This is a genomic window from Streptomyces sp. SA15 (assembly GCF_002291145.1).
Taxonomy (GTDB): Bacteria; Actinomycetota; Actinomycetes; order Streptomycetales; family Streptomycetaceae; genus Streptomyces.
In genome coordinates, this window is record NZ_NTGE01000027.1 from 1 (window position 1) to 1,411 (window position 1,411).

Consider the following 1,411-nt stretch of genomic DNA (forward strand, 5'->3'; position numbering starts at 1 on the left):
ACCTGCGTCGGGTCGGCGGCGCCGGGGACGCCCGGGACGGCCGCGGGGGCCGGGTCCGGGGCCAGCAGGGCACCGACGCCCTCCGCCGCGGCGATCTGCGCGGAGTTCGCGTGCACGCCGATGCCCTCGGCGACGACACGCAGCCCGCGCGCGAGGTTCTCGGCGCTGGGCCTTTCGTCCGGGTTCTTGCGCAGACAGCGCTCGATGATCGTCCACAGGGGGTCGGGGACCGTGGACGGGCGGCGCGGTTCGGCACTCAGGTGCTGGTGCAGGACTTCGAGGGCCGAGCCGCCGGAGAACGGCGGGCGGCCGGTGACCAGCTCGTACAGCAGGATGCCGGCGCCGTAGATGTCGACGGCGGAGGTCTGCGGGCGGCCCTCGGCCGACTCGGGCGCGATGTACGCGGGCGTGCCGACGAACTCGTGCGTGCGGGTCAGCCCCGGGGAGTCGGCGAGCCGCGCGATGCCGAAGTCGGTCAGCATCGGGTGCATCTGGCCGCCGTTCTGCCGCAGCAGGACGTTGGCCGGCTTCAGGTCGCGGTGGACGACGCCGTCGGCGTGGCTGGCGGCGAGCGCGTCGGCGATCTGCGCGGTGAGCAGGGCGGCGGCGACGGGCGTGAAGGGCCCGTTCTCGCGCAGGTAGCGGTGCAGGTCGGGGCCCTCGACGAGGTCCATGACCAGCGCCAGCAGATCACCCTCGACGACCAGGTCACGGACCCGGACGATGTTCGGGTGGGTCAGCCGGAGCAGGACGGACCGCTCCCGCAGGAACCGCATCACGACGTCCGCGTCGTTCGCGAGCTCCTCCTTGAGGACCTTGATCGCGACGGTCTCACCGGGCTGACCGGGCACGGCCGCCTCGGCGCCCGCGGTCTCTCGCTGGCGGGCTCGCCAGACGGTGCCCGTGGCGCCGCGTCCGAGCGGCTCCTCGAGCAGGTACTTGCTGCCTACCGGCCGCACGTCATGCGCTCCCTGCTGCTTGCCTGTGTTCCGACCCACTGTAGTGCCGCCGCGTCCAGTGGCCATGTTCGAAGGAAAGACGCTCGACTCGGTCCGGTTGGTTGCCCGACCCCGACGTGACCGATCTCAAGCGGTTCTCAAACGGTCGCCGGTGCGGCACCGGTCAGGCACTTTTGCGGGCAGAGCCGACCAATCAAGATCATTTGATGCCGCGCGGCGGGCGCTTTGTCAGTGGCAGGTGCGAGGATGCCTCCAGTACTGGCCGACGTGCTCATGTGCGCAGAAGGGACAGCTGACGGCGATGCAGATCCGGCTGACCGTCGTGGACCCGCTGGACCCGCCTGCTCAGGCCGCGCGGGGCCGCGCCGCGAGCCGCGACGTGCTGATCACGGCGCCCGCGGGCACGTCCCTGGCCGCGGTGGCGTCGGCGCTGGCCTCGGCGGTCCCAGCGG

Annotated in this window: 1 protein-coding gene; it reads right to left on the minus strand. The window is 72.5% G+C overall.

Features of this window, described 5'->3' with window-relative positions; translation table 11 throughout:
- Window positions 1-959 (minus strand): serine/threonine-protein kinase (locus CLM62_RS04660; protein WP_143658939.1); only part of this gene is annotated, 959 nt, incomplete at its 3' end.
- Window positions 960-1,411 lie beyond the last annotated feature (452 nt).